Annotated in this window: 11 protein-coding genes and 1 pseudogene; 7 read left to right on the top strand and 5 right to left on the bottom strand. The window is 69.5% G+C overall.

The window, feature by feature from the left end:
- Positions 1-45: 45 nt before the first annotated feature.
- Complete coding sequence (ppa, locus tag P6166_RS16525) at positions 46-582, bottom strand: inorganic diphosphatase (RefSeq protein ID WP_130319668.1); 537 nt, start codon at positions 580-582, stop codon at positions 46-48.
- A 765-nt stretch (positions 583-1347) separates the two neighbouring features.
- On the bottom strand, positions 1348-3375 hold the full coding sequence (locus P6166_RS16530; protein WP_277765532.1) for a sodium-translocating pyrophosphatase: 2028 nt from the start codon (positions 3373-3375) through the stop codon (positions 1348-1350).
- A gap of 305 nt (positions 3376-3680) precedes the next feature.
- Here P6166_RS16530 and P6166_RS16535 point away from each other — a divergent pair, with 305 nt between their 5' ends.
- Positions 3681-4193: a hypothetical protein gene (locus P6166_RS16535; protein ID WP_277765533.1), complete on the top strand. Its 513-nt coding sequence runs from the start codon at positions 3681-3683 to the stop codon at positions 4191-4193.
- A 52-nt stretch (positions 4194-4245) separates the two neighbouring features.
- Here the strand turns inward: P6166_RS16535 and P6166_RS16540 are convergent, their stop codons facing one another.
- Positions 4246-5502, bottom strand: a complete 1257-nt coding sequence (locus tag P6166_RS16540) for a 6-phosphofructokinase (protein WP_277765534.1) — start codon at positions 5500-5502, stop codon at positions 4246-4248.
- A gap of 137 nt (positions 5503-5639) precedes the next feature.
- On the opposite strand from P6166_RS16540, the gene P6166_RS16545 reads away from it, so the two are divergent.
- The 3 genes from P6166_RS16545 to P6166_RS16555 all read left to right on the top strand — a co-directional run bounded on the left by P6166_RS16545 (position 5640) and on the right by P6166_RS16555 (position 8595).
- Positions 5640-6203, top strand: a complete 564-nt coding sequence (locus P6166_RS16545) for an adenylate kinase (RefSeq protein WP_277765542.1) — start codon at positions 5640-5642, stop codon at positions 6201-6203.
- A 437-nt stretch (positions 6204-6640) separates the two neighbouring features.
- Positions 6641-8002 (top strand): UDP-N-acetylmuramate:L-alanyl-gamma-D-glutamyl-meso-diaminopimelate ligase, encoded by a 1362-nt coding sequence (gene mpl / locus P6166_RS16550; RefSeq protein ID WP_277765535.1) that lies wholly within the window; start codon positions 6641-6643, stop codon positions 8000-8002.
- Between the two features lie 2 nt (positions 8003-8004).
- Complete coding sequence (locus tag P6166_RS16555; RefSeq protein WP_277765536.1) at positions 8005-8595, top strand: LON peptidase substrate-binding domain-containing protein; 591 nt, start codon at positions 8005-8007, stop codon at positions 8593-8595.
- Between the two features lie 81 nt (positions 8596-8676).
- Here P6166_RS16555 and P6166_RS16560 read toward each other — a convergent pair.
- Positions 8677-10665, bottom strand: a pseudogene (locus P6166_RS16560) (VTT domain-containing protein); the annotation flags it as partial.
- Positions 10666-10727: 62 nt separating this feature from the next.
- On the opposite strand from P6166_RS16560, the gene P6166_RS16565 reads away from it, so the two are divergent.
- A complete protein-coding gene (locus P6166_RS16565; protein WP_277765537.1) occupies positions 10728-11384 on the top strand; it encodes a serine/threonine-protein kinase in 657 nt (218 codons plus the stop codon).
- Between the two features lie 67 nt (positions 11385-11451).
- A complete protein-coding gene (locus tag P6166_RS16570; RefSeq protein ID WP_277765538.1) occupies positions 11452-12270 on the top strand; it encodes an NAD(P)-dependent oxidoreductase in 819 nt (272 codons plus the stop codon).
- Here P6166_RS16570 and P6166_RS16575 read toward each other — a convergent pair.
- On the bottom strand, positions 12267-13154 hold the full coding sequence (locus tag P6166_RS16575) for an ion transporter (protein ID WP_277765539.1): 888 nt from the start codon (positions 13152-13154) through the stop codon (positions 12267-12269). The genes P6166_RS16570 and P6166_RS16575 overlap by 4 nt on opposite strands.
- Before the next feature lie 85 nt (positions 13155-13239).
- Between P6166_RS16575 and P6166_RS16580 the strand changes: the two genes are divergently transcribed.
- Positions 13240-14463, top strand: coding sequence for an acetylornithine transaminase (locus P6166_RS16580; RefSeq protein ID WP_277765540.1), 1224 nt, complete (start codon positions 13240-13242; stop codon positions 14461-14463).
- Positions 14464-14642: the final 179 nt, after the last annotated feature.

Raw genomic sequence — 14642 nt, forward strand, 5'->3', positions numbered from 1 at the left:
CCGTATCTCCCCTACAAGGGGCGGCCGGAGCCGCCCGCCGGCGGGTCAGGCGTTGTCTTCGTTATAGCGGGTCACGGCGTCGGTCAGGATCTTCTTGGCCTCGGCGGCGCCGCCCCAGCCATCCAGCTTGACCCACTTGCCCTTCTCCAGATCCTTGTAGTGCTCGAAGAAGTGGCCGATGCGCTCCAGCCAGTGGCTGGACACCTGCTGGATGTCCTCGATGTGGGCGTAGCCGGAGAAGATCTTGGCGACCGGCACGGCCAGGATCTTCTCGTCGCTGCCGGCCTCGTCGCTCATCTTCAGCACGCCGACCGGGCGGCAGCGCACCACCGAGCCCGGCACCAGCGGCAGCGGCAGCACGACCAGCACGTCGGCCGGGTCGCCATCGCCGCACAGGGTGTTGGGGACGTAGCCGTAGTTGCAGGGGTAGCGCATCGGGGTGGACAGGATGCGGTCGACGAAGATCGCGCCGCTGGCCTTGTCCACTTCGTACTTGACCGGCTCGGAATCCTTCGGGATCTCGATGACGACGTTGATTTCTTCCGGCAGGTTCTTGCCGGCGGTGACCAGTTCCAGGCCCATGGGTGCTCCGAGGCGGTTATGCGGGTGATGAACCGGCGATTCTACGCGCTCGGCTGTTGCGCTGCAGCGTGGCGCGCCGGAGTGGGCCGACAGCACGGCGAGGGGAAACCTCGCTGGGCGAGGTCGGAAATCTGATGCCCCCGCCCCGCGGCGACCGTCAGCATGACGGTGTCGAAACCAGCAGGGCGGAGCGTTATGCAGTCAACGAGGTCAAGGCAGGCGCCGGTGCAGCAGGGTCGGTGCCGGCGGCGCGACATGGCGCCTTCGCCGCGCCCGCGCGGTGCGCCGGCAGGCAGGCGGTCGCTTGCGCGCCGGGCGGCTCTCGCCTGGCGGTTATGCCTGGCATGGCTGGTGCTGATGGCGTGCCCGCTCCTCGTGGGGGCGGTTTCCCCGGCGAGCGACGCGACAGCGGCTGCCGGTGCCGCGTCCATGCCCTCGGCCGCGCCTGATATCCCCGCCGGTCTCCCCGCGCCAGGGCGGCGCTGGGCCGCGCATCGTTCCAGCCTGCGGCGCCTGGTGCGCTGGCCGGCCTGCGCACCCGATGCGCCGCCGGGCCGCTGCGCCCGGGCACGCTGCACGGGCGTGGCGCGGGCACTGTCCTCGGATTGCATGCGATCGGGTCCGGCCCGCGGCGCATCGCCGGCACGCCTGGAGGCGGATCCCATGCCCCTGCGCCCCGGCACCGAGCGTGCACGGGTGCGTACGCAATGAGCAGGGCGTGCCGGGCGCGGTGGGCGGCCTCGCGCCGCCGCGCCCGGCGGCGCTTCAGAGCAGCGGCACCAGCAGCAGGGCCACGATGTTGATGATCTTGATCAGCGGGTTGATGGCCGGTCCCGCCGTGTCCTTGTAGGGGTCGCCTACCGTGTCGCCGGTCACCGCGGCCTTGTGCGCCTCGCTGCCCTTGCCGCCGAAGTGGCCGTCCTCGATGTACTTCTTGGCGTTGTCCCAGGCCCCGCCGCCGGTGGTCATCGAGATTGCGACGAACAGCCCGGTGACGATGGTGCCGATCAGCAGGCCGCCCAGCGCACGCGGCCCCAGCACGAGGCCGACGACGATCGGCACCACGACCGGCAGCAGCGAGGGCACGATCATTTCCTTGATCGCCGAGCGCGTCAGCATGTCCACCGCGCGGTCGTACTGCGGCTTGCCCGTGCCCTGCATGATGCCGGCGATCTCGCGGAACTGCCGCCGCACTTCCTCCACCACCGCACCGGCGGCGCGTCCCACCGCCTCCATGGCCATCGCGCCGAACAGGTAGGGGATGAGGCCACCAATCAGGAGCCCGATGATCACGTAGTGGTCGGACAGGTCGAAGGTGAACACCTCGGTGGGGTGGGCGACCTGCAGGTTGTGCGTGTAGTCGGCGAACAGCACCAACGCCGCCAGCGCGGCCGAGCCGATCGCATAGCCCTTGGTGACGGCCTTGGTGGTGTTGCCCACCGCGTCGAGCGGGTCGGTCACCGCGCGCACTTCCGGCGGCAGCTCCGCCATTTCGGCGATGCCGCCCGCGTTGTCGGTGATGGGGCCATAGGCATCCAGCGCGACCACCATCCCGGCCATCGACAGCATTGCCGTCGCCGCGATGGCGATGCCGTACAGGCCACCGAAGTGGAACGCGCCCCAGATCGCCGCGCATACCGCGATCACCGGCAATGCGGTCGATTTCATCGATACGCCCAGCCCGGCGATGATGTTGGTGCCATGTCCGGTGGTGCTGGCCGAGGCCACATGCTGCACCGGCTTGTAGTCGGTGCCGGTGTAGTACTCGGTGATCCACACGATCAGGCCCGTGAGCACCAGGCCGATCAACGCGCACACATAGATGGCGTTGGCGCCGTGCTGGTTGTCGCCCATCAGCGCCCGGGTGATCGGCCAATAGGCAATGGCGGCCAGCACGCCCGACACGATCACGCCCTTGTACAGCGCGCCCATGATCGAGCCGCCGGCCTTGGCCTTGACGAAGGTCGCGCCGATGATCGAAGCGATGATCGACGCCCCGCCCAGCACCAGCGGATACAGCACCGAGTGCACGCCGGTCTCGGCCGCCATCAGGCCGCCCAGCAGCATCGTGGCGATCACCGTCACCGCGTAGGTTTCGAACAGGTCCGCGGCCATGCCGGCGCAGTCGCCCACGTTGTCGCCCACGTTGTCGGCGATCACCGCCGGGTTGCGCGGATCATCCTCGGGAATGCCGGCCTCCACCTTGCCCACCAGGTCCGCGCCCACGTCGGCGCCCTTGGTGAAGATGCCGCCGCCCAGGCGCGCGAAGATCGAAATCAGCGATGAACCGAACGCCAGGCCGACCAGCGCGTGCAGGTTCTGCTCCAGCGGCAGGCCCAGGTGTTGCAGGACGCCGTAGTAGCCCGCCACGCCCAGCAGGCCCAGGCCTACCACCAGCATGCCGGTGATCGCGCCACCGCGGAATGCGACGTCCATCGCCTTGCCCAGGCCATGCCGTGCGGCTTCGGCGGTACGCACGTTCGCGCGCACCGACACGTTCATGCCGATGTAGCCGGCCAGTCCGGACAGCACCGCGCCGATGGCGAAGCCCGCCGCCGTATACCAGCTGAGAAACACGCCCACGAGCAGGAACAACACGACGCCGGCGATGCCGATGGTGAGGTACTGGCGGTTGAGGTAGGCGCGGGCGCCTTCCTGGATCGCCGCGGCGATCTCCTGCATGCGTTCGTTGCCCGCCGGCTGTTTGAGGATCCATCGCGCGGAGACGATCCCGTAAAGGATCGCCAGTACCGCACAGCCCAACGCAAGCAGCAAACCGTATTGTTCCAGCATGGCCCCTCCCAGAGATGATGGATGTCGCCCGGTGCGAGGACGAACAGGGAGGCGCGCGGAGCGTGCTGCGGGGCGGATTACGGGAACGTTGTGCCAGCCGCCAGGCTGCAAGCGCACGTCACGATGTTCGAACTGCCCTGGATCGCGGTCGAGTATGCCCGCCGGGTGCGTGCGCTGCCACTGCCAGCGCGTCGCAGGGGTGTGCAGGGACGTCAATGCGGACGCACGCGCGGTGCTTGTGCTCTTGGCATGGTGTTCAGATGCCGCGTGACAGGCTGCGCGCCACACGATCAAGGACGCCTGCCATGACCTTCAAGCCCTGGTTCTTCGGTGCCGTGCTGCTGTGCAGCGCGAGTGCCTTCGCCGCCGATCAAGCCCCGGAACTGCAACGCGCGGTCGGCGCGCCGCAGGCGGTGGGCGCGGTACACACCTTGCGCCAGATTCCCGAGGCCTGCGCACGGCTGGAAGGCGTGTTCACTGGGCAGGCCAGTGAGCCCTACCGTTTCAACGTCGCGCGCAGCAGTCCGAACTGCCAGCCGCGGGCGCGCTTCGTCGATTACCTGCAGGCACAGCCGGACATCGCCAAGGGCTGGAAGCTCAACGACGTGATCCGCGTGCCGAACGCCGGCTGCCCCGCGCAGCAGGCCGTCGTGCGCGTATGGCGCCTGCCGGCCGACAACCAGCCGCCGAAGCTCGATGGCCAGGGCCAGGCGCGCATCTACCTGGAAGAGGCCAAGCAGCAGGCCGCCAGCGGCAAGGTGCCGCAGGTGTCGACCTACACCGCGCAGATGCAATTGGAGGGCAAGGCCTGTTCCTGACAGGCCTTGCCTGCGCGCATCGCCCGGTAGCGGGCGATGACAGCGCCGTCGTTCACCCTTCCCAGGCCGGGAGCTTGCGGGCGACCGGCACGTTCTTGAGCGTCACGTACTTGGGCAGTCCATCGCGGCCGTAGGGCAGGGGGGCTTCCCCCTGGATGAGCGGTTGCAGGTAATGCCGCGCGCGATCGGTGATGCCGAACCCGTCCTTGCGGATGAAGCCGGCGGGCATCTTCTTTTCCTGGTTGGCGATCTTGGCCAACGGCGCCGGCTCGATGCGCCAGCGATACGGCGCATCGCTGCCGCGCACGATCACCGGCATCACCGCGTTGCGGCCCTCCAGTGCATAGCGCACGGCTGCCTTGCCCACGGCTTGCGCCTGTGCCCAGTCGGTATAGGACGCCAGGTGGCGGGCCGAACGTTGCAGGTAATCCGGCAGCGTCCAGTGCACCTTGTAGCCCAGCGCGTCCTTGACCCGCCCGGCCAGGTGGGAGGCCACGCCGCCCAACTGCGTATGGCCGAACGAATCCTTAGTGCCGCCGGCGTCGGCCACGAAACGGCCCTGCGCATCCTGGATGCCTTCGCTGGCCACCACCACGCACCAACCCACGCGCTCGACCACCTTGCGCACCTGCGCCAGGAAGGCCGCCTCGTCGTAGGCGCGCTCCGGCAGCAGGATGATCTGCGGCGCGTCGTCGGGCGATTGCGCCGCCAGCCCCGCCGCCGCGGCCAGCCAGCCGGCATGGCGTCCCATCGCCTCGTAGATGAAGACCTTGGTCGAGGTGTCGGCCATCGCGGCCACGTCCAGCGCCGCCTCGCGCACTGACACCGCGGTGTACTTGGCCGCCGAGCCGAAGCCCGGGCAGGTATCGGTCACCGCCAGGTCGTTGTCGATGGTCTTGGGCACGCCGATGCAGTGCAGCGGGTAGCCGAACGCCTCGGCCAGCTGCGATACCTTCCACGCCGTGTCGGCCGAATCGTTGCCGCCGTTGTAGAGAAACCAGCGCACGTCGTGCGCGCGCAGCACCTCGAGCAGGCGCTCGTAGCGGGCGCTGTCGTCCTCCAGCGACTTGAGCTTGTAGCGGCACGAGCCGAATGCGCCGCCCGGCGTATGCGCCAGGGCGCGGATGGCGGCGGCCGACTCCTTGCCCGTATCGATCAGGTCCTCGCGCAGGGCGCCCAGGATGCCGTTGCGGGCGGCCAGCACCTTCACCTTGTGCACGCGGGCTTCGGCGATGACCGCCGAGGCGGTGGCGTTGATGACGGCGGTGACACCGCCGGATTGCGCGTAGAGCAGGGTGCCTTGGGCCATGGGGTGCGTCTCCAGGTAGCGGGTGGACATTGCCGGGACATTACCCGGATGCGGTAAAGTGGGTGTATTGCGGTGCAGCGCGACTTCTGGCGCGTTGGCTACACACTGCCCCTGTTTTCTCTCTCTGGAGCGACATGATGCGACTGGTTCTGTTGGGACCGCCCGGTTCGGGCAAGGGCACCCAGGCGGCCCGACTGAAGGAAACGCTGAACATCCCGCATATTTCCACCGGCGACCTGCTGCGCGCCGAAGTCGCCGCCGGTACCCCGCTGGGCCTGCAGGCCAAGGAAGTCATGGCGCGCGGCGACCTGGTCTCCGACGAAATCCTGCTGGGCATGCTCGAATCGCGCCTGGGCCAGCCCGATGTCGCCAACGGTTTCATCCTCGATGGCTATCCGCGCAACCTCGCCCAGGCCGCGGCGCTGGACGGCCTGCTGACCAAGATCGGCCAGCCGCTGGACGCCGTGGTGCAGCTGGACGTGGGTACCGACCTGCTGGTCGAGCGCATCGCCGGCCGCGCCAAGGCCGAGGGCCGCGAGGACGACAACCCCGAATCGGTGCGCAAGCGCCTGCAGGTCTACAACGACTCGACCGCCCCGGTGATCGGTTACTTCGCCGACCGCGGCACGCTGACCCGCGTCGACGGCGTCGGCAGCCTGGACGAAGTCCTGGCCCGTATCACCGAAGCCCTCGCCCGATAACCGGCGCCCTGGCGGGCTGCGGGAAGGCCCCCTTTCCTGTGAAGGCGAGGGGCGCCGAAGGCGAAGCAGAAGCGGCAAGAAAGAAGTCCGGGCCGGCCCTGTGCCGCGCCCGCTTCGGCGGTGAAGCCCGCGCCGCAGCCTTGGCCACGAAAAAGCCCCGGCACCGCAACGCGGTGCCGGGGTCTGATTTCAAATAAGCGCCAGCGGTCAGGCTTGCTCAGAGCCCCGCAACACGAGCTCCCTGGGGATTGGCCTCTTGGGGAGTAGGACCAGATGGGATGCTGCGGCTGGCGTTCAGTATTGTGACTGAGCGACCCCTCGCCTGATATCGGGGAGTTCCTGACATCCCTGACAGCTTTTCCCTGACACCCCGATTGAGTCGACCCCGCGACAAGCGGCGGTTTCCGGCAACGCGGGCGATCGGAGACAATCGCCGGATGAGCAAACTCCACATCCTCGGCATCGCCGGGACCTTCATGGGCGGCGTCGCCGCCCTGGCACGCGAACTGGGGCATGTCGTCGAAGGCAGCGACCAGGCGATCTACCCGCCGATGTCCACCCAGCTGGAGCAGCTCGGCATTTCCCTGGCGCAGGGCTACGACCCCGCCAATATCAGCCCCGACTGCGACGAGATCGTCATCGGCAATGCGCTCTCGCGCGGCAACCTGGCCGTGGAGGCGGTGCTCGACCAGGGCCGCCGCTATACCTCCGGCGCGCAGTGGCTGGCCGAGCGCGTCCTGCCGGGCAGGCTGACCCTCGCGGTGGCCGGCACCCATGGCAAGACCACCACCACCACGGTGCTGTCCTGGCTGCTGGAAGCGGCGGGTCGGCAGCCCGGATTCCTGATCGGCGGCGTCGCCGAGGATTTCGGCGTCTCCGCCCGTGTCGGCGGCGGGCGCGAATTCGTCGTCGAGGCGGACGAATACGACACCGCCTTCTTCGACAAGCGCAGCAAGTTCGTCCACTACCGCCCGACGGTGGCGATCCTCAACAACCTCGAATACGACCACGCCGATATCTTTCCCGATGTCGCCGCGATCCAGCGCCAGTTCCACCACCTCGTGCGTACCGTCCCCGGCCACGGCCGGCTGATCGTCAACGGCGAGGACGCGCGCCTGGCCGAGGTGCTGGAGATGGGCTGCTGGACGCCGGTGGAGCGCTTCGGCTTCGATCCGTCGTGGGAATGGAGCGCGCGGCTGATCGCCGCCGACGGCAGCCACTTCGCGGTCCTGCATCGTGGCCGCGAAATCGCCACCGTGCAGTGGCCGCTGTTGGGGCGCCACAACGTACTCAACGGTTTGGCCGCGCTGGCGGCGGTACACGCCGTCGGCGTCGATCCGGCCCGCGTGGTCGGCGCGCTGGCACAGTTCCGCAGCGTCAAGCGCCGCCTGGAAGTGCTGGGCGAGCGGCAGGGCATCACCGTCTACGACGATTTCGCCCATCACCCCACCGCCATCGCCACCACGCTCGAAGGCCTGCGCGCGCGCGTGGGTGATGCACGCATCGTGGTAGCGATGGAGCCGCGCAGCAATTCGATGCGCCTGGGCGCGCATGCCGAGGCACTGGCGCCGTCGCTGGATGCCGCCGACGCCGTGGTGTTCCTGCACCGCCCGGAACTGCGCTGGGATTCGGCGCCGATCCTGGCACGCGTGCGCGGGCAGTCGCAGGTGGTGGGCGATGCCGATGCGCTGCAACACGCGTTGGCCGCGTTGGCGAAGCCCGGCGACCATGTGGTGTTCATGTCCAACGGCGGCTTCGATGGTGCGCCGCGCCGTTTCCTGCAAGGGCTGGCGGGCTGAGCATGGCGATCCCGGCGGAAGAATCCGGCACGCTGCCGCTGTTCCCGCTGCATGCGGTGCTGTTGCCGGGCGCGGGCATCGCGCTGCGCGTGTTCGAGCGGCGTTACCTCGACCTGGTGCGCGACTGCGGCCGCCAGAGCGCGGGGTTCGGCGTGTGCCTGATCCTCGAAGGCCAGGAAGTCGGCAAGCCCGCCACGCCGGCGGCGTTCGGCACCGAGGCGCGCATCGAGGATTTCGATCTCGGCGCCGACGGCGTGCTGGTGCTGCGCCTGCGCGGCGCGCGCCGCTTCCACGTCGAGCGTACGCGCGTGCGCGACAACGGGCTGGTGGTCGGCGATGTACGTTGGTGCGAGCCGGACAGCGACGACGAGCTGCGCCCGGAACATTCGCTGCTGGCCACGCTGCTGGAGCGCCTCGTCGAACAGGCCGGCCCGCAGTACGCCGCCACCACGCCGGCCCAGCTGGACCAGGCCGCGTGGGTCGGCTGGCGCCTGGCCGAGCTGTTGCCGCTCACCGAAACCCAGCGCCTGTCCTTGCTGCAGCAGGACGATCCACACAAGCGGCTGGACCTGCTGCTGTCCTGGATGCCCTGAACCCGCCGCGACGCGCGCGGGCGGCCGCGAGGCCAGCCCCCGCGCGTCGCGGCGGGTTCAGGGCTTCGGCGGCGCCTGGGGAGTGGTATCGATCAGCACCACCGGCATGCCGCTGCGCGGCCGGTATTCCATCCGCCACGTCATGCCCTCCAGCGAAGCCTGCAGCGCATCCAGCGCGGGGTCCACGCCGCGCAGCGGGCGCCACAGCCCCACCAGTCCGAAGTGCCGGTCGAAGTGCAGCGTCTGCGTGCTGCCGATCCACACCGGCTGCGCGCCGGGCGCCACCTGGGCCGAGGCCGGCCACAGCCGCAGCACGTGCAGCTCGTCCGGCCGCGCGCCCGGCCGCATCAGCAGCAGCGCTTCCACCTGCGTGTCCAGCGTGGCCGGCAGCACCGGCACTTCGCCCGGTTCGGCCTTGCTGTCGAGCAGCAGCAGCGCCTGCTGCCAGCCGGCCTGCGGCTGCACGTGCCAGCCCTGCGCCTGGAGCTGCTCGCGCAGCGGCGCCAGCGGGCCGGCGACCTGCACATCCAGTGGCCAGCGCTGGTCGTCGTCGAATTCGTTGCGGCGCGCCGGCAGCGCCCGCCATTGCGAGGCCCACCACGCGCGCTGGTCCAGCTGCAGGCGCACCGGATGCGGTGGCTCGAACTTGACCAGCTTTTCCTCCAGGTGGCGGGGCGCCAGCCACACCGCCGCGGCGGCGAACGTGCCGTAGAACAGCCACGCCACGGGCTTGACCCAGAACGAGCGGTTGAAGCGCCGCCGGTAGGCGATACCGAGCACCAGCAGCCAGAAGGTGCCGAACAACATGCCGCCGACGACATCGCTGAGCCAGTGCGCGCCCAGGTACAGGCGTGCGAAGCCGATGATCGACACCACCGCGCCGCAGACCAGATACGGCCACACGCGGCTGCGGCCCGGCAGTTCGCGGGCGATCAGCACGGCGAAGAAGCCGAAGGTGATGGTCGCCATCGTCACCGCCACCGACGGGAAACCGAAGCCGCTGCTCGCCGCCGGCGGCCGCACCACGTGGACCGTGGCGCCGAGCAATTTGGTCAGCGCCAGGCCGAACGCCAGCGCCATCAGCCAATGCGCCACGGACATCCAGCGCCGCCGCCACAGCAGGTAGCCCATCGCCACGGCGATCGCCGGCAGCAGGATCTGCCAGTCGCCCAGCGAGGCCAGCGCCGCCATCGGGTAATCGGCCAGCGGGTTGCGCAGCGCCAGCATCAGGTCGTGCACGGCCAGGTCGATGCCCAGCGGTTCGCCGTGCGCCAGCACCACCATCAGCAGCACGAACCAGCCCCAGCCGAGCAGCAGCAGCATCAGCGCCAGCACGGCCAGCGGCACCGATTCGCGGCGCCGCGGGTCGAACACGCCGATCGACCAGTGGCCCAGCACCGGATGCCGGTGCGACCAGTCCAGCAGGCGTGCCAGCAGCGAATCCAGGTGTGCCGCCGACCAGCGATAGCCATACAGCACCACGGCCCACACGCCGCCCAGCACCACGGCCAGCAGCGCCACCACCATGAACAGGCGCCCGGCCACCGCGGCCACGGCGTCGTAGGCGCTGCCCAGCAGCCAGCCGGGCAGCAGGAACAGCAGCGCCCATGAGAGCGCCGCCAGGCCGCTGGCGAAGGCATAGCGACGCAGCGGCATGTGCGACATGCCCGCGATGGCCGGCACGAACGGGCGGATGGCGCCGACATAGCGCGCCACCAGGATGCTCTTGAAGGCGTTGCGCCGGAACAGCACTTCGCCGCGGTCGAGCAACTGCGGGTAGCGCCTGAAAGGCCAGAAGCTGCGCAGCTGGTGACCCCAGCGATGGCCCACCCAATAGCTCAGCGCATCGCCGACGAACGCGCCGGCGGCCGCGCAGGCCACCGCGTAGGGGCCGGATATCTGGCCCAGCCCGATCAGCACGCCAATGGCGAACAGCAGCGGCAAGGCGGGAACGATGGCGCCCAGCACGATGACCGCATCGCAGAACGCGATGGCGAAGATGACCGCGCCCGCCAGGGTGGGGTGGGTGCCGATCCACTCCAGCGTGGCGTCGATCCATGGAGAGTTCATGCCCCGATTATAGGAAACCGATCCTGTCCCGATACCCTGGGCCGCACGCCTACAATGGCGGCATGTCCTTGCCTGATGCCGCGCACGCCCTCAAGGCCGATACCTTCGGCCGCATCCTGCTGGTCCGCGAGGCGGACCGCGTGTTCGTGCGCCGCGACCTCACCGCCTCGCCGTGGTGGCTGCGCGTGCCGGCCTGGTACCTAGCCCGGCGCGAGGCGCGCGCGCTGCGCCAGCTCGATGGCATGCCGGCCACGCCGCGCCTGCTCGGATGGAACGGCACCTACCTGGACCGCAGCTTTCTCGATGGCGAGGCGATGTACCTGCGCCCGCCGCGCGGCGACGTGGCCTATTTCCGCGCGGCGCGCCGGCTGCTGCAGCAGCTGCACCGGCGCGGCGTGGCGCACAACGACCTGGCCAAGGAGGCGAACTGGATCGTGCGCGAAGATGGTTCGCCGGCGTTGATCGACTTCCAGCTGGCGGTGTGCGGGCACCCGCGCGCGCGCTGGATGCGGCTGCTGGCGCGCGAGGACCTGCGCCACCTGCTCAAGCACAAGCGCATGTACTGCGGGCACGCGCTGACGCCGGTGGAGCGGCGCGTACTCAAGCGGCACTCGTGGGTACGCGACCTCTGGTTCCGCACCGGCAAGCCGGTCTACCGCTTCGTGACGCGGCGCGTGTTGCATTGGGAAGACAACGAGGGGCAGGGACCCAAGCCGTAGGACGGCCGGTTCGCGTCGCGGCTGAAGCCGCTCCTACAATGGGGCTCCTTTAATGCGGGCCGCTGGCATGAGCTCACTTGCGGGCAAGACCCTCTTCATCACCGGCGCCTCGCGCGGGATCGGCCTGGCCATCGCCCTGCGCGCGGCGCGCGATGGCGCCAACGTGGCGATCGCGGCCAAATCCTCGGTGCCCAATCCCAAGCTGCCCGGCACCATCCACAGCGCGGCCGAGGCGGTGAACGCCGCCGGCGGGCAGGGGCTGGCGCTCAAGTGCGACATCCGCGAGGAGGACCAGGTGCAGGCCGCGGTGGCCGCCACGGTGGACACCTTCGGCGGCATCGACATCCTGGTCAACAACGCCAGCGCGATCTGGCTGCGCGGTGCGCTCGACACGCCGATGAAGCGCTTCGACCTGATGCAGCAAGTCAACGCGCGTGGCAGCTTCCTGTGCGCGCAGGCCTGCCTGCCGCACCTGCTGCAGGCGCCGAACCCGCACATCCTCACGCTGGCGCCGCCGCCCTCGCTGGATCCCAAGTGGTGGGCGCCGCACACCGGCTACACGCTGGCGAAGATGGGCATGAGCTTGGTCACCCTCGGCCTGGCCGGTGAGTTCGGCCCGCGGGGCGTGGCGGTCAATGCGCTGTGGCCGCGCACGCTGATCGCCACCGATGCGCTGAACATGATTCCCGGCGTGGACCTGCGCAACGCCCGGCGCCCGGAGATCATCGCCGATGCGGCGCACGCGGTGCTCACGCGGCCGGCCGCCGGCTTCAGCGGCCAGTTCCTGATCGACGACGAAGTGCTGGCCCAGGCCGGCATCACCGACCTGTCGGGCTATGCGGTGGACCCGGCCGCGCCGCTGCTGCCGGACCTATTCCTCGATTAGCCCACCGGTGGCAACGGATTGAGCGGCGCGGGCAACTGCGTACCGCAGCGGCGGCAGAACAGCGCATCGCGGTCGTGGCCTTCCAGGCCGCATTCGGGGCAGCCCCGGTTGTCGTGGCGATGCGCATCCTCGGCCTCGCGCAGGCTGCTGGCCAGTTCGGCGGTGTAGATGCCCGTGGGCACGGCGATGATGCTGTAGCCGATCAGGATCAGCGCCGAGGTCACGAAGCGGCCCAAAGTGGTCTGCGGCACCACGTCGCCGAAACCGACGGTGGCCATGGTCACGATGGCCCAGTACATGCTGGTGGGAATGCTGGTGAAGCCGTTCTTCGGCCCTTCGATCACGTACATCAGCGCGCCAGCGATCACCGTGATGGTGAGTACCGTGAACAGGAACACCAGCACCTTGCGGCGGCTGCGCCACAGCGACTGCATGAGGATGCCGCTTTCCTCCACGTAGCGGGTGAGCTTGAGGATGCGGAACAGGCGCAGGATGCGCAGCACGCGCACCACCAGCAGGCTCTGCGCGCCGGGGATGAAGAACGACAGGTAGGTGGGCAAGATCGAGGCCAGGTCGATGATGCCCCAGATGCTCACCGCGTAGCGCAGCGGCCGTTTCACCACCGCCAGGCGCAACACGTATTCGGCGGTGAAGGCGATGGTGAAGATCCATTCGACCACGTAGAACCAGTTGGCCCAGCGGTTGTGGATCCACTGCACGCTGTCGATCATCACCACCAGGATGCTGGCGAGGATGGCGTAGATCAGCAGCAGGTCGAAATTGCGTTCCGGCGCGCTGTCGTGGCGGTAGATGATGTCGAACCAGCGTCGCCGCCAGCCGGTGTCGGTGGCCGGGTTGAGCTGCGGGTCGGAGAACGGTCGCATGGCGGGCATTGTGCCTGACCGGCGATCCCCCGCGCCCGCCCCGAATGCGCGAGAATGCGCCACTTTCCCGTGACCTTCCGCCGCCATGACCGAGCACACCGACCAGCTGCTGAACCTCTCCCACTACTACCTGCCGGTGTACCGCCCGCGCCAGGTGGTGCTGGAGCGCGGCCAGGGCGTGCGGCTGTGGGACAGCGAAGGCCGCCAGTACCTGGACCTGGCCGCGGGCATCGCGGTGTGCGGGCTGGGCCACAACGATCCGGACCTGCATGCGGCGCTGGTGGAACAGGCCGGCAAGCTCTGGCACACGAGCAACGTGTTCTACAGCGAGCCGCCGCTGCGGCTGGCCGAGGAACTGGTGGCCGCCTCGCGCTTTGCCGAGCGGGTGTTCCTGTGCAATTCGGGCGCGGAGGCCAACGAGTGCGCGATCAAGCTGGTGCGCAAGTGGGCCAGCGGCCAGGGCCGCCCGCCGCAGCAGCGCGTGATCGTGACCTTCCGCGGCAGTTTCCACGGCCGCACGCTGGCGGCGGTGACGGCGGGCGCGCAGCCGAAGTACCAGGAAGGCTACGAGCCGCTGCCCGGCGGTTTCCGCTACTGCGATTTCAACGACGAGACGCAGCTGGAAGCGGCGATGGCCGCCGGCGACGTGGCGGCGGTGATGCTGGAGCCGGTGCAGGGCGAGGGCGGGGTGATGCCGGCCAAGCCGGGTTTCCTGCGCCGCGTGCGCGAGCTGTGCGACCACCATGGCGCGCTGATGGTGCTGGACGAGATCCAGGCGGGCATGGGGCGCACGGGCACGTTGTTCGCGTTCTGGCAGGACGAGGCGACGCCGGACATCGTCACCCTGGCCAAGGCGCTGGGGGGCGGTTTCCCGATCGGCGCGTGCCTGGCGGGGCCGAAGGTGGCCGAGACGATGCAGTTCGGGGCGCACGGCACGACGTTCGGCGGCAATCCGCTGGCGGCGGCGGTGGCGCGGGTGGCGTTGCGCAAGCTGGGTTCGCCGCAGATCGCAGGCAATGTGTCGCGGCAGTCGGCGGCGTTGCGCGCGGGGCTGGAGAAGCTGGGCGCGGAGACGGGGGTGTTTTCGCAGGTGCGCGGGCGCGGGCTGATGCTCGGCGCGGTGCTGGCGCCCGCCTATGCGGGGCAGGCCGGGGCCATCCTGGATGCCGCGGCCGCGGAAGGGTTGCTGGCGCTGCAGGCCGGGCCGGATGTGCTGCGCTTCGTGCCGGCGCTGAACATCACCGATGCCGAGGTGGCGGAGGGGCTCGAGTTGCTGGGGCGGGCTGTGGCGCGTTGGCGGAAGGGTTGAAGGTTTAGGGTGTTTTTTTGTGGGGCGGCCGTTGGCCGCCCTTTTTGTTTGCTCGTGCGCCTTTTTGGGATGGTTGGCCTTCGATGTGGGTCGGCTTGCAGGTATTTGTGCACGGCCTGCGGGGGCTGGGCCCTTTCGGGACACGCCGTGAACCCATCCATGGGGGCTCGTAGGCGACA

The organism is Stenotrophomonas sp. HITSZ_GD (assembly GCF_029543105.1).
GTDB lineage: Bacteria > Pseudomonadota > Gammaproteobacteria > Xanthomonadales > Xanthomonadaceae > Stenotrophomonas_A.